The organism is Streptomyces sp. NBC_00299, assembly GCF_036173045.1.
GTDB lineage: Bacteria > Actinomycetota > Actinomycetes > Streptomycetales > Streptomycetaceae > Streptomyces > Streptomyces machairae.
Genome location: NZ_CP108039.1, coordinates 9,385,001 through 9,402,850, shown reverse-complemented (window position 1 = coordinate 9,402,850; position 17,850 = coordinate 9,385,001). Strand labels below are relative to the sequence as shown.

The following is a 17,850-nucleotide window of genomic DNA, read 5'->3' as shown; positions in this document are numbered from 1 at the left end:
CAGTGTTCGATCCGTATCTTACAGTGCCAGTGTTCGCTTTCCATTGAACACTTCACTGAGGGGCGTGTTCCGCTTATGCGTGCAGTCGAGTTCCAGGAGTACGGCGATCCCGAGGTGCTGCAGCTCGTGACCGCCGAAACCCCCCAGCCCGGGCCAGGCCAGGTCACCATCGACGCTGCCTACGTGGGCGTGAACTTCGCGGACCTCAAGGCGCGCGCGGAAGGGTACCGGGTGGACTCGCTGCCCTTCCGCCCCGGCCTGGAAGTCTCCGGACGGATCCGGGCCGTCGGCCCCGGTGTCGAGGAACTGCACCCGGGCCAGGAGGTCGCCGCCCTCGTCAACACCGGCGCCTACGCGGAGGTCGTGGTCGCCGAGACCACCACCGTCTTCCCACTGCCCGAGGGCCTGGACCTGCGGACCGCGGCCGCGCTGCCCACCGTGCTTCCGACCGCACACGCCCTGCTCCACGAAGTGGGTCGACTGCGCGCTGGAGAGAGCGTGTTGGTGCACGGCGCCGCAGGAGGCATCGGCACGGTGGCGGGGCAGCTGGCTCGAGCGGCGGGCGCCGATGCCGTGTACGGCGTGGTCTCCTCCACGGCCAAGGCCGGCCACGCCCTCAAGCACGGCTACGACGAGGTGTTCACCACCGAAACCTTCTCCGACGACGTCCGCCGCGCCACCGGGGGCAGGGGCGTCGACCTGATCCTCGACCCGGTGGGCGGCGACACCCTTCGCCGCGGCCTCGACACGCTGGCCGTCTTCGGGCGCCTCGTGTCCTTCGGCAACGCGAGCGGGGCGGAGCCGTGGCACGTCGGGCAGCCCGAGCTCTACGCACGGGGCCGTTCCGTCGGGGGCTTCTCCATCCTCGCTCTCGCGCAGTCGGCGCCCGAGGCACTGCGATCGCTCACCGAGCGTGCCTTTCGTACGGTCACCGACGGCCGTGTGAGCCTTCCGGTCACCGCGGAGTTCCCCCTGTCGGAAGCGGCCGAGGCCCACCGGCTCATGGGCGGGCGCACGTCCACGGGCAAGTTGCTGCTGCGTATCGCCGACTGATCACGTCGGCTCCGGAAACGGTCCGGACCGAACCAGCCGGCCCGACCGCGCCTTGCAAGATCATGCGTCAGACATGGATCGGGGTAAGACCCGGGTAGATCCTCTGCCAGCCATAGCGGGGGCTGCGGAAGTGCCAGTGGATGAACGCCTGCATGTAGCGGTCGAGATGACGGGCGTTGCTCGTCGTCGGCCAGGGCCAGAACACGGCGGTAGGCCGTCAGACCGCTTTCGAGGATCTCGCGGTAGACAGCGAGGTAGGACAGGTTCTCCTTGACCGAGCGGCGGTAGATCCTGCCGGCCACGAAGTCCCCGCCGTGCACCGCCTCCTTGTAGAAGGACAGGACATCGTTGATGTCGTTGAGGAACGTGACACAGGGACTCAGGGCCGCCGACCAGGACGCGCGCTGGGAGCATGCCGCACGAGCTGGCGCAGAGGACGCCGGCACGCCGACCGCGTAGCGCCCAGGACAGCCGCACTGCCCCGCATCGGTCGGGCCGGGGTCACCGACGGCCACGTCGGCATGCGGGTCCGGGCAGACTCCCGAAGTCAACGGCATCGGTCAGGACGCCGGACCTGGCCATGGCTCCCGAACCCGTCGACGAACGACTCCCCCTTCGCACGTGCATGGCCCCCCGCGGGAATTCGTCGAACTCACCGCTCACACCACCGGCGGGCCCTTCGAACTCGTCGACGGCTGAGGTCCCACACTCGGGGGATGAGAGAACTCAAGGGTGTGGATGCCGGGACGCCGCATGCGCAGTTTCTGGCCACGGAGCACTGGAGTCTGCTGGCGACGCGGAGCATGACGTGGCAGGAGATCTTCAGCCGGACCGGGACGTATCTGACGGTGCTGTCGGCCGCGGTGGTGGCGCTCTCGCTGGTGGCCAACGCGGCGGGGTTCGGGTCCGAGTTCACGACGTTCGCGTTGCTGGTGCTGCCGGTCGTCCTGCTCGTCGGGTTCGGGACGTACTTCCGGCTGATCGAGGCGGACATCGAGGACACCTGGCTGATCATCGGCATGAACCGGCTGCGGCACGCGTACGTCGAGCTCGCACCGGAGCTCGAGCCGTACCTCATCGCGAGCCACCACGACGACCCACCGGGGATCTGGACGACTTACAGCTTCCGCCGCCATATCGGGGTGACGCACTGGCTGTCCGGCTCACCTGTTGTCGTCGGCCTCATCAACTCCTTCGTCACCGCCGTTCTGGCCGCGGTGGCCTGCGAGGCAGCCGACGCCGGGGACACCCTGCAGCCCCTGGTCGCCTCCGCCACTGGCATCGTGACCGCGGTCGTCCTCGGGTTCCTCGGCCTGCGCAAGGTGCACGAGGTATCCCGCAGCTACAAGCCGCGCTTCCCCAGCGACGAAGCACGACAGTCTGCGGATTGAGGCGGCCGGAGCCCTGGTCGTCGGCCGTATGGCACTCACGGCGGTGCGCGAAGCGACGGCAACGCGCGGTGCTGACGCGAAGGCGAGGCCCACATGGCGATCCGGCCGAATGGGCCCGCCGGTCGCGCCCGGTCCCCGCACTCCTGCCCGACTCCTGTACACATGACTGACAAGAAGCTGTCACACACGGACCGGAATGCGGGTTCGGCCGGGGCCCGTTGTGACTGGCATGACTGTTGGAGTAGTGCTCAACGCGTCCGACGCAGGGAACCAGGTCGACGCCACCGTGCAGTTGGTCCAGGAGGCCGCGGCCGCTGGTCTGCGGTCGGCCTGGTTCGGGCAGACCTTCGGCGCGGACTCACCACAGCTCGCGGCGATCGTCGGGCGCGCGGTGCCCGGACTGCAGGTGGGCAGCTCCGCGATCCCCGTCTTCGGCCGTCACCCACTGATCGTCTCCAGCCAGGCCCAGACCGCCCAGGCGGCGACCCACGGCCGCTACCACCTCGGGCTGGCCCTGGGTACGAAACTGCTGACGGAGACCGGCTTCGGCCTGCCCTTCGAGCGCCCCATCGCCCGTCTGCGTGAATTCCTCACCGCACTAAGGCAGCTGACACGGACCGGCACGGCCGACTTCCATGGCGAGCTGCTCACTGCCGCCACCCCGATTCCGGCGCGCGTACCGGGCGCCGAGAGCGGCGTCCCCGTACTGGTAGCCGCAATGGGGCCTCAGGCGCTGCGGGTCAGCGGGGAGCTGGCGGACGGGATCCTGCCCTACCTGGCGGGACCGCGCGCCCTGGCGGAGCACATCGTTCCCGCCCTCACCGCCGCTGCCGAGGCCGCCGGCCGGCCCACGCCCAGGATCGTGGCCCTGGTGCATGGCGTGGTCACGGACGACGTGGATGCGGTACGGGCGAGGGCCACCGAGAACCTCGCGTTCTACGAGCAGATCCCGTCCTACGCAAGGGTCATCGAACTCTCCGGCGGCCGACGGGCCGCCGACCTGGCCGTGATCGGCGACGAGAAGGCGGTGGAAACCGAGGTACGGCGTTACCGCGACGCCGGTGCCACCGAGGTCGTGTTCTCGGGCACCGAGATCGCGGGAGAAGCGGACCGCCGGCGCACCTGGGCACTCCTCGGCGAACTGGCCGGCTGAGTACGCCCGTCGGGCCGACGGCCCGACATCTTTCCCGTACCCCCGTGCGAGGCAGAACCTCGCGTGACGAAGGAGAACACATGACCACCGAGGCGACCGCAAAGGACATCCATGCCTTCACCGAGGACTGGCTGGAGTGGCACCGCACCCAAGAGGCCCGGCTCGCCGACCCGCACGGGTTCTTGGCAATCACCGGTCTGCACTGGCTCGACGACCGGCCGCAGCGCTTCCCCGACGCACCCGGCGCGTGGCACACCGGCCCCGACGGGGTCGTCGTGCATCTCGACGACGGCGAGGAGCTGGTCGTCGACGGAACGCCGGCGCGGGGAGAACACCGCTTCGGTGTCCTCCCCGAGCGCGGCGGCGTCGACGCGGTCTGGGGAGACGCCGTCATCGAGGTCGCCAAACGGGGCGGCAACGACATCGTGCGCCCCCGGCACCCGGACGCGCCACTGGTCACGGCCTTCACGGGCACACCGGTCTACGCCCCCGACCCGCGCTGGGCCGTGACGGGCCGGTACGTCCCCTTCGACGAGCCGCGCCCGACCACCGTGGGCGCCGCCGTCGAGGGCCTTGAGCACGTGTACGACGCTCCGGGCAGGATCGAGTTCGAGGTGGGCGGGCGCCGGCTGTCCCTCACCGCCTTCCCCGGCCGTGGTGCGGGCGCGCTGACGGTGCTGTTCACCGACGCGACCTCCGGGGTCACCACCTACGCCGCGAACCGGGCCCTGGCCGTCGAGCCGCCCGCCGTCGACGGCACGGTCGTCCTGGACTTCAACCGCGCCACGAACCTGCCGTGCGCCTACACGGACCTGGCCACCTGCCCGCTGCCACCGGCCGAGAACCGGCTGCCGGTGGCAATCGAGGCGGGTCAGAAGATTCCCCGCGAGCGCGGCGGATCATGAGCCGGCCGGCGGGCCGGCCGCGGTGACAGTGGCCGGCCGAGAGCCCGGGTCAGTCCCCTCTAGCGGGTGTGAGGGGACTGCTGCGTGGCGGCGGTGCATTCCGCGTCCTGAGCCGCCATGACCTCGTCGCCGTGCTCGAAAGCCCAGGCCCCGACGGCGTCGATGGGGACCAGCAAGGTCCGTCCCAGAGCGGTGAGTTGGTACTCGACCCGAGGTGGTGCCCCGGGATGGGCGTGCCGTGCCACCAGGCCGTTGAACTGCAGGCGCCGCAGCGTCTCGTTGAGGACCTTGGAGCTGATGCCCCCGATCCGCTCCCGCAGTTCGACGGGGCGCCTTGGGCCGTCGCGCAGCGCCCAGAGCACCACGGCGTTCCACGTGTTGGAGAACAGGTCGAAGGCGAGGCGGGCGCGGCAGTCGGCGAGGAAGGCATCGGTCGTCACTTACCAAATGGTGCCCGAGAGGCTCTCTAACGTCGTGCTGAACGGTCGAAGCAGGCGGGGAGAGGAACACGTGATGAGAATCGGCGTGCTGGGAACAGGCAACATGGCGGACGCACTCGCCACCCAGTGGGCGCGGGCCGGGCACCAGGTGACCATCGGGGCACGGGACGCGCACAAGGCGCAGCGACTGGCGACGCGTATCGGAGGCAGCACGACGCCTGCCAGTCTGCGCGCGGCGGCCGAGTTCGGTGAGGTGGTGCTGGCCGCGCTGCCTTTCGGGGCAGGGGCGGTCGTGGTCGGGGAACTGCGGGCAGCGTTGGACGACAGGGTCCTCCTCGACTGTTCCAATCCGGTCGGGCCGGGTTTCCGACTGCTGACGGAAGGAGGCCCCTCGGCGGCGCAGCAGCTGGCCGCGGCGGCTCCGGGAACTCATGTGGTCAAGGCGTTCAATCTCTGTCACGAGGATGTGTGGCGCATGCGGCCGCCCGTGTTCGAAGGGCGGCCACTGGCCGTTCCCGTGTGCGGGGACAATGAGGCAGCTCTCGCGCAGGTACGCGAGTTGGTGCGGGATGTGGGCTGCGAGCCCGTAGCCGGCGGCGATCTCGAACGTGCGGGACTCCTGGAGGCGACCGCCGCGCTGTTCATCGCCCTGTGGGTCGGCCAAGGGGCGGATGCTCAGGCGATCGCGCCGCCGCTGGCGTATGCCGCCGGGCCGAGTGGCCAGTGAGCAGGGGGTGGGCGCAGCATGCAGACGAACGATCCTGCCCAGTGTGTGCGGATGAACATGCTCAAGGGGACGGCGTGTCACAGCAGGGGTAGGAGCCGTAGGGCAACGCTTGACCGACCAACCGTCGGGTCGGGCGCGACTGCCCCTCAGGAGGTTTTGCAGGATGCTTGTGCTCGGGCGCTCGCAGGTCGAGGCCCTCATCGATTTGGACGCGCTGATCGACGCCCTGGCCCCAGGCATGGCGGACCTCAGCTCGGGCAGCGCCTCGGCGCCGGCCCGGATCGCGGCACTCGTGCCCGAGCAGGAAGGCTTCCTGGCCGCCATGCCGGGCTACGTGCCATCGGCCGATGTGCTCATGGCCAAGTTGGTCTCCCTCTTCCCGCACAATGCCGGGACTCCACTGCCCACCCATCAAGCGGCCATCCTCGTCTTCGATTCGGTCACCGGCGCGCCTGCCGCGCTGCTGGACGGTACGGCCATCACCGCAGCACGGACCGCTGCCTGTTCGGCTCTGTCGGCGCGATTGCTGGCGCGCGAGGACGCGACGCTACTGGCGGTCCTGGGCACCGGAGTACAGGCCCGATCCCACATCCGTGCGATGTGCCGAGTTCGCCCCATCCGAGAGGTCCGAATCGCCGGCCGGGTGCCGGCGAAATCCGCTGACCTCGCCGCAGAGCTGTCAGCCGAGTTGGACGTCGAAGTGCGGGCGGTGCCCACCTACGTCGAGGCGCTCGACGGTGCCCACATCGCCGCGGCGACCACCCACGCCCTCGAACCCGTTGTCCGCCGTCCCTGGCTGACTCCTGGAGTGCACGTCACCTCGGTGGGCTACAACCCGGACGGCCGTGAGATCGACGACGCCACGATCGCCGATGCGCTCGTGTGCGTCGAATCGCGCCAAGCCGCGTTGGCTCCCTTCCCGGCCGGCAGCAACGACCTGCTGATGCCCATCCGGCACGGCGTGATCACGCCCGAGCACGTGCATGCCGAGTTGGGCGAACTCATCTCCGGCCACAAACCGGGCCGCACCTCACCCACCCAGATCACCCTGTACAAGTCAGTTGGGGTGGCCGTCCAGGATGCCGTGGCCGCCGCGTTGGTGGTCGCCGCCGCCCGCGTGGAGGCGGTCGGTGCCTACGTCACACTGGAGTGATGCCGACGTTCGGCCCGGTCATTCACCGGCGGGCGGCGACCAGGCGGCGGACTCATGACACACCGCGGGGCGCAGGGAGCCCGAGCGGTACCCGGTGAACCAGAGTCGAGCGGGACCCAGTCCGTAAACACGGCCGCGCTCGAACATGTTTGCTGCCGGAGGATACGGCAACGCGATGTCCATGAGCCCATCGAACAATGACACCAGTCAAGACTCCGTATCCGCGAAGGAAGCGGCGGCCAAGGCTCGTCGCACCACGTCGCGGGCGACCGCTCCGGCATCGAAAGCGGCAGGCAAGGCTGCCGACAAGGCCGGTGACGCGGCATCAGCCGCCGCGGGCACGGCAGAGCGGACGGCCGCGGCGACCACCGCTGTCGCCCACACGGCAGCCGAGCGCGTCGAAGCCGGCCGCCAGGCCGTCGTCGCCGCCTCGGGACAGGCCGTCGCCCTCGCCAAGACGACCTGGACGCTCATCGCCAACCGCAAGATCGTCGTCGCGGGCGCCGGCGCCGGGCTGACCGCGCTGGGCGCGGCGTCGTACGCGGCGGGCCGGCGTGCGGGCCGGCGCACACTGGGTCCGATCACCCGCATGACCGGCGGTCGGATCTGACACCGCACGCACCCCGCCCCCGCATAGCGCGAAGGCGCTGCCGCCTTACGGCGGCAGCGCCTTCGCGCTGACCGAGAGGCAATGTGCGTGCGGTGTCGAGGCCTGGGCGAAGGGCCTCTCTCACACGCGCGCGCCATCACTACGAAACGCCACTACCAAACGTCAGGCAGGCATCCGCACTCGAGCGGACGCCGGCCCGCGCACGAGGTATTGCAAGGCGTCGGCAGCGCAGACCCGAAGACTGAAGACTCAGGAAGTGGCTGGTCACCGGCGAGGAAACCCAATTCCGGCCACGCTCGGGGGCGGGCAACTCACTGATTCGTGAGCATGCCTTCACGCAGACGGGCGAGGGTGCGGGACAGCAGACGGGACACGTGCATCTGCGAGACGCCCAGAAGCTCGCCGATATTGGCCTGGGTGAGTTCCTCCACGAACCGCATGTGGATGATCTGCCGGTCCCGCTCGTCGAGTTCGGCAATCAGCGGGGCCAGAGCGTGGAAGTCCTCCACCAGCTCCAGAGCCTCGTCCTCGGCGCCGATGAAGTCCTGCAGCACCGCTTCGCCGTCCTCGCCGCCGCTGAGGGTGGCGTCCAGAGAAGAGGAGTTGTAGCCGTTCGCGGCGAGGCGGGCCTCGCGCACCTCTTCCTCGGGAAGGCTCATGAGCTCCGACAGCTCGGTCACCGTCGGGGTGCGCCCTAGACGACTGCGCAGTTCCTCCGTGGCGCGCGCGAGCTGGACGCGGGCTTCCTGCAACCGACGGGGCACGTGCACGGCCCAGGTGGTGTCGCGGAAGAACCGCTTGATCTCACCCACAATGTAGGGGATGGCGAACGAGGTGAACTCCACCTCCCGGGAGAGGTCGAAGCGGTCTATCGCCTTGATCAGCCCGATCATGCCGACCTGGACGATGTCCTCCATCTCCTCCGGTCCTCGGCTGCGGAACCGGCCGGCCGCGAAGCGGACCAGGGACATGTTCATCTCGATCAGCGTGTTCCGCGCGTACTGGTACTCCGGAGTGCCTTCCTCCAACACCGCCAGCTGATCGAAGAACACCTTGGACAGCTCGCGGGCATCCTTCGGTGCCACCTGAGAGGGATCGGCGACCTCCGGCAGCTCGCTGGTCTGCGTATGCGCTGCAGGCGTGCTCGTGATCGCCATGATGTTCCTCTCCCAGAAGCGCGGCAGCCGCTGCCGCTTGAAACGGCTGACGAGCAGCGCGTACCCCGTCGTTCCGCGCTCACACCCACCACCGTGCGAAGCGCGGAACCACTGCCAAATCGGCGCGGCGCGAAGCAGCATGCAGACGCGCCGGCTCAAGCCGCGGCTGACACGGCGCGAACCCGCGCACGGGTTCGGCGTCATGAGGGGTGAGAACCTGCACTTTCCGGGCACACGGACCACGCACTGAATCGGCCCGGAGGAGAAACAGTGGCGCAGGACATGAGAGCTGCGGGATGGGCGCGTTCGCTGCCGATCAGCAGTGGAGTGAAGACGGCCAGGGACTGGACGCGCAGTCATCTGGCGGCCCTCGGGTGGGAACGGACAGCACCCGATCTGGTGGACTCAATCGTCCTGGCCGTGTCCGAGCTGGTCACCAACGCGCACATCCACGCCCACACCCCAGCACAACTCATCCTTACGCGGGACGAGGAATGCCTGCACGTGACAGTGCATGACGCCTCGGCCCAGCTACCCGAACAGCGCCACGCGGGCAACGAAGCCCCCGGCGGACGTGGGCTGTTCCTGGTCGACGCCCTCGCCCATGACGTAGCGACACGGCGTTGCCCTCGCGGCAAGGACGTCACAGCCTGCTTCGATCCGCCGCCCGCAGCCGCCCCGCCAGATGGAAGCAGCAAGGGCTGAGGGCCGGGATCGGCAGGGCGGGCGTTCGCTTCGCGAGATCCGAGTGACGTCCCCGCGCCTCAACAAACCCGGACGCCCCGGACCGTCGCCTGGCACCTCCCGCGCCATTCCCCGCCTCGCTCCAGAACAGCCGGCACCCGCAAGTTGTGGTGAACGGTTCGCGCCCTGTTGTTGCGCGCGAGAGACTGGTCTCCGGCCGGCATGTGACTGGAGGTGACAGAAAATGCGTGGTTCACCGGAGGCAGAGGGAACGACATCACTCCCCACTCCGCTGGACGGTGAGCTGACTGTGTCACCTCTGACCGGTGATACGGGGTGGCGGGCGGCCGGTGAGATCACGCCGGCCACGCACCGAGATGGGGAGCAGATGCGGGACGGACTCGTTCGGAGCGATGCGCCGGTATGTCATCAGGAACGGTCCGCGGTGACCTTCGCCGACGTTGCAGGGGTGTGGCCGAAGCTGCACGCGATCGAGGTGGTGTCATGATGACCGCGTCGGCTGCCACCGAACCGTTCGTGCACCCGGCGCTGCTCTACCGGGGTGAGCAGGAGTACCTCGAAGGCACCGTCCCCTTCATCCGCGACGGGCTCAAAGGTGGGGAGCCGGTGGCGGTCGCCGTGCCCGGCCCGAACTTGGCCATACTCAAGCTATCTCTGGGCGCTGACGCAGAATCCGTACGCTTCCTCGACATGACCGAAGCCGGCCGCAACCCGGGGCGGATCATCCCGAACGTGCTCCGCGCCTTCGCCGATGCACACCCCGGCAAGCGGGTCCGGATCATCGGGGAGCCGATCTGGCCCGGCCGCAGCGGCCTGGAGTACCCGGCCTGCGCCCAACACGAGGCACTGATCAACCCCGCCTTCCAAGGCCGGGAAGCGACCATCCTGTGTCCCTACGACGCTGACCGGCTCGAGGAACGCGTCCTCGCCGACGCGTATGCCACCCACCCGCTGATCGTCTCCGGCCCATCCCGGCATCCGAGCCCGTCCTTTGCCCCCGGGCACATCGTGGAGCTGTACAACCAGCCGCTGGGGCCTGCGCCCACGTCGGCCCAGTCGCGGAAGTTCGGTGTGCAGGAGCTGTCGGCCACGCGTCACTTCGCCGTCGAGTGTGCAGCGCAACTCGGGCTGCAGGGGGTGAGTCTGGAAGATCTGGCGCTGGCGGTGGCCGAGCTCACCACCAACAGCGTCATACACGGGGGCGGTTCCGGCACCGTGCGAGTGTGGGCGCAGGACGCTCAGGTGGTGTGCGAGGTCAGCGACCGCGGGTATCTGAGCGATCCGCTGGTCGGGCGCCGTCCGCCCGCTCGTGACCAGCGGGGAGGCAGGGGCCTGCTGCTGGTGCATTGCGTCGCAGACCTCGTGCGTGTGCACACTGACGCCGATGGCACGGTCATCCGGTTCTACATCGGCCGCTAGGGGACGGGTCCGCCAACCGAAGCCCACGTCGCGTGAAGCCCTACGGCACGTCAGTCCTTGCCACGATCCCCGACGACCACAAGGAACGCGTCCGACTGCAGGTCCATGACGACGGTCGCGTCGAGCTCGCCCTCAGCCCGCAGCCGGGCCGCACACTCCTCCGCGGGCCACGATCCTCGCGGAGCTCCCGCTGGAAACCGCTCCAACACCTTCGCGTCCATGGCGTATCCGCCTCCGTCGCCGCCGTAAGAACCACGTGCTGTTCACTCGTTCCTTGACATCCGCCTGCCCGCGATTTGTCGGTGTACGCAATGGAGGTAGCGGTCTCGGACCTCCCGACCAAGGCATGGCTCGCGAGGAGGAAGGCGGGCCGCCGTCGTGGTAGGCCGTCCCGGACGGCCGAGCCCCGCGCACCCGGACGGTCAGAAGGAATTCAGGCGTCCTTATTCAACCGGCCCACTTCACCTGCCAGCCGGGGACTCTCATTTCGTTCGCGCGTATAGTTATACGTTACCCCAGGTAACGCACCGAATTGGATTGAACCAATGACGGAACAATCGCTTCCGCACGGAAAGAAGAAGCCCCTTCACCTTCCGATCGCAACCGGGATCCGACCCTCCGAAGCGTCACGGCGGGGCCTACAACCGCCGCCTCACCTACACTGACCTGCGAGTTTATGAAAGCGATCCGACCTGACCATCCACACAGGGCCGACAAAGGGCCCATGTGAGACGTTCATGGAATACAGCCGAAATTCCGACACCTGGGCAATATTCTTAAACCAGGGGATCGACTTGCCGCAATCTCACGCTTAAAGTATCCGCTGGCACAGGCGAGGAAGCCAACGCAATAGGCTTCCGGACATTGCCGCCATAGAAATGGCTTTCTTTCCGGTCGTCGCGCGTCCCCTAATCAGTCAACGGCGCCGACGTTCGCAACCGTATTTTGCCGGGCCCAGGAGCGAGCTCGACCAGCCGCGCGCCAGGACCGCCAGAGGACACAACGGAGCGATAAGTAGGATGCGGTTCCAGCTGTTAGGGCTCCTGAGTATCACCGACGGTGAGCACGCCGCCGTCCTGCAGCCCTCCAAGCCCACGAATCTCCTGGCCGCCCTGCTCATTCACTCCGGCACGGTGGTCTCGACCGACTATCTGTTACGCGCCGTCTGGGACACCGAGCCCCCAGCCACGGCCAGGGCCGCCCTGCAGAGCTGTGTCCTGCGGCTGCGCAGGATCTTCGCGAAGTACGGGATAGCCAACGACACCATCGAGGCCGTACCGGGCGGTTACCGGATGCGGATGGACCACGAGACCCTCGACCTCCTCCGCTTCCGCGGCCTGGTCCAGTCGGCCGACTCCGCCCGCGACGCCGAGACGGAGTCGTACGTACTGCGCGAGGCCCTCGCCCTGTGGCAGGGCCCCGTACTCGCCAACGTCTCCTCGCACATGCTGCACCGCTACGAGGCACCCCGGCTGTCGGAGGAACGGCTCAGGGCGCTGGAGCGGCTGTGCGACATCGAACTGGCGCGCGGGCGATGTCGCGAGGTCCTGACCGACGTGTGGGACGCGGCCCGACGCCACCCGGAGCGGGAACGTTTCGCTGAGCAGTTGATCGAGGCGCTGTACCGAACCGGCCGCCAGACAGAAGCCCTTGTGGAGATCCGGGCCGTCAAGGAGCGGCTGAAGGAGGAGTTCGGCATCGATCCGGGCGCACCTCTCCAGCGGCTGGAGTTGGCCATCCTCCGTGGCGAGGAGCTGGATACCGCCCCGGTCCCCAAGGTCCTCCCCGCGATCGAGGCACGGACACCCACGCGACCGGCCGCGCTGCCGGCAGGGGTCGCCAGGGCCGATCTGCCGAGTCAGGCTCCGGCCCAAACGCCGGCACAGGAACAGGCACCGGCTGTCGCGGCGGCCCTTCCGCCTGGCGCCCCCACGGCTCACGGCAAGGCACCAGACCCCCCGCAAGACCCGACGTCCGCCCGAGCCACAGACACCACTCCCGGCCTCCCCGTCACCACCCCCGGCCACACCGTCGCCTCCGTGCCCTCCCTCGCCCCCGTCCCCTGCTTCACCGGCCGCACCACTCAACTTGCTGCGATTCAACGCGCGTTGACCGCAATTCACCCGCAGGCCGGCCTGGTGGTCATCTCCGGAGCCCCCGGCATCGGCAAGACCGCCCTCGCCCTGCAGGCGGCCCATCTGGTGCAGGACGCCTTTCCCGGCGGCTGCTTCACCCTGGCAATGACCGACCCTGACGGCAGTGCGCTCAGTACGGCGGAGGCCCTGGAGCGGCTTCCCTCCCCGAGCCGACCGGGGCGTCGGCTCCTCGTCCTCGACGACGTGGCGAGCGCCGGGCGGATACGGCCTCTGCTCCCCTCCCCCGCCGAAGGTGCCGCCGTCGTGACCAGCAGACGCGGGCTCGCGGGCCTGGTCGCCACGCACGGCGGCGTCGTGCATCGCCTCGACACGCTCGACGAGCAGGAGTCCTACGATCTCCTGGTCGCCACCCTGGGTGCCGAGCGGGTCGGCCAGGAACCTGACGCCGCAAGCGAACTCGCCCGCATGTGCGGGCACTTCCCGCTCAGCCTGCGGATCGCCGCCGCCCGTCTGCTGACCCGGCCGGGCCTCGGCATCGCCGATTGCGTGAGCTGGCTGGCCAAGGACATGCCCGCCCGGCTCTCCCTCGCCGACGAGCCGCTGATGTCCGTACCCCAGGTATTCGAAGCCGCTCTGGGGCGGCTCGATCCCGATCTGCGTGAGGCCTTCCTGCGGCTGGCCGCGCAGTTCGAGGGCGGCGGGAACCCGGAGTCGCCGCCGCCCGACGAGGTGCTCGAACAGCTTGCGGACGCCGGATTCGTCGAGGAGGGCCCGCCCAAGCCGTACCGCATCCACGAACTGCTCAGAATCTACGCGCGTCAGCTCGCCGCGCCCGCCCGAACTCCCGGCTGACCGCTTCCCGTTACCCCGAACCACCCGGTCCCCGCCCCCACCGACCCTCCGACCCGAGGTGACATCCGCATGCTTTCCGCACGGTACGACGCCGTCGCCGCGACCCGCCCCCGGATCCGCCGTGACGTCCTGTTCACCGAGACCCCCGACGGTGTCCTCTTCCACAACGCCGACGGCGGATTCCGGCTGACGGCCAAGTCGGCGTACCGGTTCGCCACGCTTCTCGTGCCCCACTTCGACGGCGAGCACACGGTCGCCGAGATCTGCGAGGGGTTCGGCGACCGGCAGCGCGCCATGGTCGGCGAGCTTGTCGGCACGCTGTACGAGCGAGGCTTCGCTCGCGACGCCCCGGCCGGACCCGCGGCGGACTCGTCTGCCGAGCCGGAGCCGTCCGCCGATGTGGCCCGCCGATTCGAGGCGCAGATCGCCTATGTCGACCACTACGCCGACGACGCGACGCGGCGCTTCCAGCGGTTCCGGAACACGCGCGTGGCTGTCGTGGGCACCGGTCTGGTGGCCCGCTGGTGTGCGCTGAGCCTGATCCGCAACGGCGGCGCGGCCGTCGGCGTACTGCCCGGCCTCGACCGGGAGGCAATCGCGGAGGAGGCGGCGGCCGCCACTGCCGAGGGCTGCCCGGTCGAGGTCCGCGATCTCGCGGACGGGCCGGTGACCTGGGACAGCCTGGACGGGTACGACGTCGTCGTCGTGACCGGCGGGCCGCACGCGCCGCGGGTGATTCTTGCGCTGCTGCGGGCCGGCGTGCCCGCGGGCCGCACGCTCCTGCCAGCCTGGTCCTTCGGGCGGCATTCGGTCGCCGGACCGGCCATGTCGGCTCAGACAACAGGGTGTTGGGCGTGTGCGGTGCTGCGTCTCGGCGCCAACGGGGCCTCCTCTCAGGCCGCCGACGTGTGGAGTGCGCTCGCGCTGGACCTGCCGGCCGGCACGCCGGTTCCAGGCGGTCCGCTGTCCGCGATGCTCGGCAACCTGCTCGGGTTCGAGGTCTTCAAGTCGGCGACCGGCGCGCTGCCCGCCGAGACGGCCGGGCAGCTCATCGTGCAGGACACGGAGTCGCTCGATGTCGCCTCGGAGCCCCTGCTCCCGCACCCCCGCTGCCCGTTCTGCGCCGACGACGCGCCCGCCGAGGTGCCCGAGGTGGATCTGGCGACCGCAGACACCGACGCTCTCGCGCTGCCTACCGTCGACACCGCCCGCGAGGCGGACGAGCTGGTGGCGGAGCTGAACCGCCGCTCGGTGCTGCTGCGGCCGCACGCCGGTGTCTTCCGCCGCTACGACGACGAGGACATCACCCAGACCCCGCTGAAGCTCAGCGCGGTCGAACTCGGCGTGGGGCACGGCCGCCCCCGGCGGATCGCCGCCGCCGACGTCCACCACGTGGCCGGCGCCCGGCTGCGGGCCCTGCACCGGGCCGCCGAGACGTACGCCGAGCACGTCGTCCCGCACGCCCGCACCACCGCCCCGGAACCCGCGGTGCGCCTCGCCCCGGCCGAGCTGGCCACCGCCACCGGCATCGGGGGCGCGGAGGCGGACGTACGGGAGTGGGAGGCGGCGGTCTCGCTGCTTACGAAGGAGCGGTTCCTGGTGCCGGGCGAGGCCGTGCGCCCGTTCGGTGCCGGCAACCCGGAGCGGCTCTTCGAGGCCACGAGCGCCGGGATGCGGGCCGGCGCGAGCGTGTCCGACGCCGCCGCGCAGGGCATGCTGTCGGTGCTCGCGTACGACGCGCTCCGGCGGGCGGTCCGAGGTGCCGCCGTGCCCGGCGTGACCGTGCCCGCCGACGCCGATCCCGAACTCACCTTCCTGATGCGCTCCGCCGTCAACCTCGGTGTCGAGGCCGAGCTGCTCGACCTCGGTGAGCGGGAGCGGTCCGGCGTGTCGGTCGTCCTCGCCCGGGCCGGCACCCGCTGGTCGGTCGGGGCCGAGCTGTCGTACCGGGCCGCGGCCGTGGCGGCGCTGCGTGAGCTGCTGGGTCAGGTGCAGCTGGAGCAGCAGGGGCCGGCCGACGACACGTCTTTCGGGGATCCGGTGCTCAGCGATCTCGACCCGCGCGCCCTGACGGTGATCGGCACTGTGACCGCCGACCCGGACGCCGTCACATCCTGGGCAGACGTACTGCGCCGTCTCGGCGAACAGGCCCGGGACGCACTCGTTGTACCGACCGGCTCCGCGGACCTCGAACGCGCCGGAATCCACGTCGTGCGCGTGCTACTGACGTCGGAGGCCCGGCGTGTCGGTTGAGACGACGGCTCCGGCGGTCCGCGTGCCGAGTGCCGTCCGTCTCGTTACCGGCCTGCTGCGGGCGGCGCTCGACCGGCAGGGGCAGGGGCACATCGGTGTGTCGGTGCGCGCGTTGGGGTTCGACGACGCCTTCGCGGAAGAGTACGGCGCGCACGAGCCGGGCCCGGTGCCGGTGCACCTCTACGCGCGGCACGCGATCGTCGGCCCCATGGGCGACTCGCCCTGTCCGCGGTGTCTGGGCCGGCGCTGGCAGGCGGTACGTTCCGTGCCGCTGCGTGACGCGCTGGAACTCGGCGGTCCCACCCACGAGTCGGGGGTGTGGCCCTACGCCGTCCCGTTCGCGGCCGACGCACTCGCCGTGGTCGTGGCACAGGCGCATGCGGCCCCGGCGCGCGAGCCGTTCCCGGACGTACGGGTGCTGGATATGGAGTCGTTGTCGGTGCGTGGCCATCCGCTGGTGCCGGACCCGCAGTGCCCGGCGTGTTCCCGGCCGGTCGCCGACACGCCCGAGGGTGCCGTCGTCTCGCTCGGCTCCGCGCCCAAGGACACGCCCGGGTCCTTCCGGCTGCGCCCGGTCGAGGCGTACGGCATCGACATCGCGGCCTTCGCAAACCCGGTGTGCGGCGCGCTCGGCCCGTCCCTCGTCCAGGACGTGTCGTCCACGTCGACGTCGGCGACCATCGGCTGCTTCTCGATGCGCTCCGGGGAGTATCTGCGGGAGACGTTCTGGGGCGGGCACGCGGCGTCGTACGGGGCCAGCGCGCGGATCGGCGTTCTTGAGGGGCTGGAGCGGTACGCCGGTATGCGGGCGCGCGGCAAGCGGACCCGGGTGACGGGGAGACTGGCCCAGTTCGGCGCCGAGGCCGTGGATCCGCGCGAAGTGGGCCTGTATTCCGAGGCCTTCCACCGCGACAACCCGCACGTCGTGCCCTTCTCCCCCGAGCGGGAGATCCCCTGGGTGTGGGGCTGGTCGCTGCGGGACCGGGTGCCCCGGTTGGTGCCGGAGATCCTGACGTACTATCACGCGCCCGGCCTGGAGAACCGGTTCGTGCAGGAGAGCTCCAACGGCTGCGCCTCGGGCGGCTGCGCCGAAGAGGCCGTCTACTTCGGGCTGATGGAGGTCGTCGAGCGGGACGCCTTCCTGCTCACCTGGTACGGGCAGCAGCCCCTGCCCGAGATCGAGCCGGCGACCAGCATCCGCCCCGCAACCCGGAACATGGTCGACCGGCTGGCCATGTACGGCTACCGGGCCCGCTTCTTCGACACCCGCGTCACGTTCCCGATCCCCGTCGTCACCGCCGTCGCCGAACGCGTCGACGGCGGGCCGGGCCGGATGTGCTTCGGAGCGGGTGCCGGTCTGGACCCGGAGTCCGCGCTGGACGCGGCACTGTGCGAGATCGCCACCGACGCGGTGAACCTCCAGGGACGGACCGAGCGCGACGAGGCCCGGCTGCGCGCCATGGCCGGAGACTTTTCACAGGTCACCGACCTTCACGACCACCCGCTCGTCTACGGCATCCCCGAGATGGGCGTGCACGCCGACTTCCTGCTGCGCGGCCCGACGGCCACGAAACAGCTCGCGGTCTCCGATCTGGCCTGGCCGGACGCGACCGGAGCGTCCGTCTCGCCCGATCTGCGGGACGACCTGGAACGGTGTGTGTGCGCCGTGACCAGCGCCGGGTTCGACGTCGTGGTCGTGGACCAGACGCTGCCCGAACAACGACGGCTGGGACTGAACACGTTCAGCGTCCTCGTACCCGGCCTGCTCCCGATCGACTTCGGCTGGTCGCGCCAGCGGGCTCTCGGTATGCCGCGGGTGCGTACGGCTCTGCGTGAGGCGGGCCTGCGCGACCAGGACCTGGAGGCCGCCGACCTCAATCCGGCTCCGCACCCCTTCCCCTGACGACCCGCGATCTCCCAATCCCCCACAACCCTC

General features: G+C 70.0%; 15 protein-coding genes. 12 read left to right on the top strand and 3 right to left on the bottom strand.

Going from position 1 to position 17,850, the window contains the following annotated elements; all coding sequences use genetic code 11:
- Positions 1-75 precede the first annotated feature (75 nt).
- From OHT51_RS41740 to OHT51_RS41725, 4 genes are all read left to right on the top strand, one after another.
- The gene (locus OHT51_RS41740; RefSeq protein ID WP_328884115.1) at positions 76-1,053 is read left to right on the top strand and encodes a quinone oxidoreductase family protein; all 978 of its coding nucleotides are present in this window, start codon (positions 76-78) and stop codon (positions 1,051-1,053) included.
- A gap of 716 nt (positions 1,054-1,769) precedes the next feature.
- Positions 1,770-2,444 (top strand): hypothetical protein, encoded by a 675-nt coding sequence (locus tag OHT51_RS41735; protein WP_328884114.1) that lies wholly within the window; start codon positions 1,770-1,772, stop codon positions 2,442-2,444.
- 229 nt (positions 2,445-2,673) lie between these two features.
- Entirely contained in the window at positions 2,674-3,597 is a 924-nt protein-coding gene (locus tag OHT51_RS41730; RefSeq protein WP_328884113.1) for an LLM class F420-dependent oxidoreductase, read from the top strand.
- An 80-nt stretch (positions 3,598-3,677) separates the two neighbouring features.
- Entirely contained in the window at positions 3,678-4,502 is an 825-nt protein-coding gene (locus OHT51_RS41725) for a DUF1684 domain-containing protein (RefSeq protein WP_328884112.1), read from the top strand.
- Between the two features lie 59 nt (positions 4,503-4,561).
- On the opposite strand, the gene OHT51_RS41720 is transcribed toward OHT51_RS41725, so the two are convergent.
- The gene (locus OHT51_RS41720) at positions 4,562-4,942 is read right to left on the bottom strand and encodes a winged helix-turn-helix transcriptional regulator (RefSeq protein WP_328884111.1); all 381 of its coding nucleotides are present in this window, start codon (positions 4,940-4,942) and stop codon (positions 4,562-4,564) included.
- A gap of 73 nt (positions 4,943-5,015) precedes the next feature.
- On the opposite strand from OHT51_RS41720, the gene OHT51_RS41715 reads away from it, so the two are divergent.
- From OHT51_RS41715 to OHT51_RS41705, 3 genes are all read left to right on the top strand, one after another.
- A complete protein-coding gene (locus OHT51_RS41715) occupies positions 5,016-5,669 on the top strand; it encodes an NADPH-dependent F420 reductase (protein WP_328884110.1) in 654 nt (217 codons plus the stop codon).
- Positions 5,670-5,832: 163 nt separating this feature from the next.
- Complete coding sequence (locus tag OHT51_RS41710) at positions 5,833-6,822, top strand: ornithine cyclodeaminase family protein (RefSeq protein ID WP_328884109.1); 990 nt, start codon at positions 5,833-5,835, stop codon at positions 6,820-6,822.
- Positions 6,823-6,997: 175 nt separating this feature from the next.
- Positions 6,998-7,432 (top strand): hypothetical protein, encoded by a 435-nt coding sequence (locus tag OHT51_RS41705; protein WP_328884108.1) that lies wholly within the window; start codon positions 6,998-7,000, stop codon positions 7,430-7,432.
- 311 nt (positions 7,433-7,743) lie between these two features.
- Here OHT51_RS41705 and OHT51_RS41700 read toward each other — a convergent pair whose 3' ends face one another.
- Positions 7,744-8,589: an RNA polymerase sigma factor SigF gene (locus OHT51_RS41700; RefSeq protein ID WP_328884107.1), complete on the bottom strand. Its 846-nt coding sequence runs from the start codon at positions 8,587-8,589 to the stop codon at positions 7,744-7,746.
- A 282-nt stretch (positions 8,590-8,871) separates the two neighbouring features.
- Here OHT51_RS41700 and OHT51_RS41695 point away from each other — a divergent pair, with 282 nt between their 5' ends.
- Complete coding sequence (locus tag OHT51_RS41695) at positions 8,872-9,294, top strand: ATP-binding protein (RefSeq protein WP_328884106.1); 423 nt, start codon at positions 8,872-8,874, stop codon at positions 9,292-9,294.
- Between the two features lie 486 nt (positions 9,295-9,780).
- Entirely contained in the window at positions 9,781-10,713 is a 933-nt protein-coding gene (locus OHT51_RS41690; RefSeq protein ID WP_328884612.1) for an anti-sigma factor RsbA family regulatory protein, read from the top strand.
- 50 nt (positions 10,714-10,763) lie between these two features.
- Here OHT51_RS41690 and OHT51_RS41685 read toward each other — a convergent pair whose 3' ends face one another.
- Positions 10,764-10,934 carry a hypothetical protein gene (locus OHT51_RS41685; protein WP_328884105.1) on the bottom strand — a complete coding sequence of 57 codons (171 nt, stop codon included), beginning with the start codon at positions 10,932-10,934 and terminating at the stop codon, positions 10,764-10,766.
- 798 nt (positions 10,935-11,732) lie between these two features.
- On the opposite strand from OHT51_RS41685, the gene OHT51_RS41680 reads away from it, so the two are divergent.
- From OHT51_RS41680 to OHT51_RS41670, 3 genes are all read left to right on the top strand, one after another.
- The gene (locus OHT51_RS41680) at positions 11,733-13,661 is read left to right on the top strand and encodes an AfsR/SARP family transcriptional regulator (RefSeq protein ID WP_328884104.1); all 1,929 of its coding nucleotides are present in this window, start codon (positions 11,733-11,735) and stop codon (positions 13,659-13,661) included.
- Between the two features lie 69 nt (positions 13,662-13,730).
- Positions 13,731-15,914: a TOMM precursor leader peptide-binding protein gene (locus OHT51_RS41675; RefSeq protein WP_328884103.1), complete on the top strand. Its 2,184-nt coding sequence runs from the start codon at positions 13,731-13,733 to the stop codon at positions 15,912-15,914.
- Positions 15,904-17,817 (top strand): TOMM precursor leader peptide-binding protein, encoded by a 1,914-nt coding sequence (locus tag OHT51_RS41670; RefSeq protein ID WP_443052675.1) that lies wholly within the window; start codon positions 15,904-15,906, stop codon positions 17,815-17,817. The genes OHT51_RS41675 and OHT51_RS41670 overlap by 11 nt, the downstream gene beginning before the upstream one ends.
- Positions 17,818-17,850 lie beyond the last annotated feature (33 nt).